This window comes from Cupriavidus sp. 01L45 (genome assembly GCF_056399885.1).
The window spans coordinates 1-3,405 of sequence record NZ_JBFTSG010000130.1 but is presented as its reverse complement, the minus strand read 5'-3'; the positions used below and the strand labels follow the sequence as shown (position 1 = coordinate 3,405).

The following is a 3,405-nucleotide window of genomic DNA, read 5'->3' as shown; positions in this document are numbered from 1 at the left end:
GCCGGCAACTGCGCCAGCAGGCTGTCGGGCGTCACGCCGGCCAGCACCGCGACGGCCGGGCTGTGGTTCAGGTACTGCGCGCGGTCGATGCTGGTGCCGGGCGCGGTGACCGGATTGCCGCCCAGGTTGGCGTTGAAGTGCCAGTCAACCGTTTGCTTGCCGCCCGTGTCCGGCGCAGCCGGCGTGGTAACGATGACCGGGTTGAACTGCCACGGCCTGGTCGGGTTGTCCACCGGCGTGGCGGCCGGGACCGCGCGACACCATCAACGACCACAGCATGTCCCCTACGGGTCAACTGCATAGCCACGATGGCCGGATCTCCGCTCGCTGTTGCCGCAGCCAGTTACTCCAGCGTCACGCCGTTTACGGCTTTCTCCGTCAAGCCATTCGCGTTCAGTGTCGTTGCCACCTTGGGCAAGGTTGTGTCTTGTGCAGTAACTCCATACTGTGCAATCAAGCCATTGGGCGTCCGCTTATGCCCGCCGGAGTGGGTTGGCCCCACTATTTGTGGCTACAAGTCGATTGTATAGGTAAATTTATCGGCCCAACCGAATCTCTCATCTTGAATTCTCACTCTTTCCAAAATATCAATAATATCCTGGTACGTTCTACCCATAAATCTATTTGAGGTACTTGCATTAATCCACCTTAAACAAATAGGCCTCTCCACGCTGGAGCTGAGCAGATCCCATAAAGCGTCCAAGTTATAACCGTAAAACGACTCAACACCAAGAGCGGATGCCAGCTCACGATGGAAATCCATTTCGCTTTTCACCATTTCGCCATTTATCTGGATTTTCATCACACACCTTATTTCCAATTCCCGATTTTTGTCACTGTTTTATAATGGTCAGCGGTAATATATAACAATCCATCGCTAGAATACAACAGCCTTGTGCCAAGCTGATTGCTACGAGACATGGTATTACTCAACCCAATATCTGCCTCGTACCAAATCCGACCAGAAGCGGATGGCAGCACGTTCGTTGAATTTGCGAACACGTCCCCTCCTAATTGTCCACCAGCTACACTGTTGTTCAGCGCTCTTCCTGGTTGCCACCCGTGCTGAGCCGCTTCCGCTTTCGTAACATAATTGCCCGGAAGTTGACCAGTCGCACGAAGACTATCCACAACGTCATTGGCTGCCTGGGTTGTTTTAAGATCAAGCTTCAATCCCGCGTATGTAGAGGCGTTCGCTGTCCCTTCGGTCCTTACAACCGCACTATTTGTGGCCACCGCCCCCCGAGCCGCCACAAACTCACTCAGCTTGCTATAGGCTACCCCGGCCACTGGTAGTACGCCAGCGATACCCATCAGCCAGCGCTCCGCTGTGCCCAGTGGCTGGCCGCTCAGACCTTGACCGGTGACCGCCTGGTAAAGCGCTGCCGGTGTGCCGTACAGCGGCAGCAGGCTGGTCAACATGTCACCCAGCTTCAGCGCCTGCTCTGGTGTCAGATTATTCATCCGCGCCAGCGTCGCCGCTGCTTCCACCTGCCGTACCTGGGTATCGATGCGCTGGAAGTCCTCCTGCCTACACGCCGCCCCGCACTGCGCCGTCAACCGCGCATTTTCACGAGCGGCGATCCCGCGTGCCGGCCCCTGCGAAGTCGCATTGTTCAGCGATTCGTTTTGCGCCGCCAACGCGGCGGAGGTCGCGTCCGTACCGAGGGCCGCGCCGGCAGCACCACCAATCAGCGTCGCCAGCCCAACTGTTATTGCCTGGCGGACCTTGTCGTCGCTGTAGTTCAGCACTGGGCTGTCTGCATACACCGCATCCCGGATGAGTGGCGCCGCAATCGCACTGGCCGCCCCACCAATCGCGCCACCCGCACAATCCCCACCCAACAGGCTCTGTGCGGCGCACCCCAGCAGCGCATGACCGGCCGCATTCGCCAGAATCGTGTCCGCTGACGCGCCGACCATGCCAATACCCGGCAATGTCACGCCAATGGCATTCGCACCCACCGCCGCCACATCCCGCACCAGCCCGTTCGCAAAGGCCTGTCCGAAGCTGCCGCCGTACGCCACCGTGTTGACCCCGGCGCTGATCACCGAGCGCACCACGCTCGCCTGGATATAGCTGCCAAGGTTGGCCTGCACCGCCTCCCAGCTGCCCTTGGCTATGTTCTGGCCGATGCTGGTCACACCTGCGCCACCAAGGTCCAGCGCACCCAGCGCGCCCTGCGTCAGGCCAGCCGTCACCCCCGACACCACGCCCGCCTTGAGCGCCGCGCCCATATTCAGCGACCCCGTCAGGATCAACTGGCTCGCCATGCTGGAGAGCGTGCCGGCAATCAGCCCCGACACCGCGAGCGACATCGCCGCACCCGCCGCCGTGGCAGCGAAGGTTGCACCAAAGGCAGCAGTCACGGCCACCGCCCCAGCCCCTGCCGTCACGATCGAGATCGCCACCGCCGCCGCGATCGCCACGATCTGCCCCAGCGGCCCGAACCCCTTCTTCTCCTTGATGAACCGCGTGTGGATGTCGTCGGCTACCGTGCCCTCGGTGTAGTTCAGCCCGAGATTGGCCTTCAGCTGATTGACTAGAGCCACGGTTGCGGCCTCGTCCACCCTGCCGTCGGCGCCGCGGATCAGGAACGCATCGTTGACCGCGTTGATGCTGTCGGCCTCGATGTTCATGTGCATCGCGCTCATGAACCCGCCCGGCTGCACCACCGTCCCGGTGATCACGCTCCAGCCGCCCTGCACCCGGTAGGCCGACGTGCCGATGTCCACCACATTGGGCCCGGCATCGATGCTGCCCGCCTTCACGTTCAGCGTGTCGCCCGCCGTGATCACCCCGCTGTTGCGCAGCTGCCCGGCAATGTCCAGATTGACGTTCTCACCCGCAATCGTGCCGCCGGTCGGCTTGGTCAGCGCCTGCGCATAGCCTTCCGGCAGGTACACCTGTGGCACCAGCGCATTCACCGTCGGGCACGCCGTACTGGCTACCGTGTTGCAACTCGGATCAGGAACAGCCTGCTGCACGTACCACAGCATCGGCGCATCCAGCGCCGCCACCTGCCCCGGCGACAGCGCCTCGCCCACCTGGATGTGGTGCTCCTTCGCGTAGTCCGCCGCGTTCCGGTAGAGGATGAGTTTCTCCTGGTCCGTCACCGAGAGCTGGTGCTGGCTGTCCCACGCCAGCCCGCTGACAAAGCTGGCCTGGCCCGTCTGCCGCAGCGCTGCCTGCTGCAGCTTCTGGCCTTCGGTGTAGGGGTCGTAGTAGAAGGTCACGCTGCCCGGGCGCAGCGCGGCCGGCAACTGCGCCAGCAGGCTGTCGGGCGTCACGCCGGCCAGCACCGCGACGGCCGGGCTGTGGTTCAGGTACTGCGCGCGGTCGATGCTGGTGCCGGGCGCGGTGACCGGATTGCCGCCCAGGTTGGCGTTGAAGTGCCAGTCGTC

The 3,405-nt window shown here is 62.3% G+C and carries 3 protein-coding genes; all 3 read right to left on the bottom strand.

The window, feature by feature from the left end; translation table 11 throughout:
- Positions 1–233: hypothetical protein (locus AC1DT6_RS40190; protein ID WP_477115601.1), on the bottom strand; the 233-nt coding region annotated here is incomplete at its 3' end.
- A gap of 278 nt (positions 234–511) precedes the next feature.
- Positions 512–802 carry a barstar family protein gene (locus AC1DT6_RS40185; protein ID WP_441637636.1) on the bottom strand — a complete coding sequence of 97 codons (291 nt, stop codon included), beginning with the start codon at positions 800–802 and terminating at the stop codon, positions 512–514.
- Between the two features lie 8 nt (positions 803–810).
- Positions 811–3,405, bottom strand: a 2,595-nt coding sequence (locus tag AC1DT6_RS40180) for a DUF637 domain-containing protein (RefSeq protein WP_477115600.1), incomplete at its 5' end; no start/stop codon positions are given.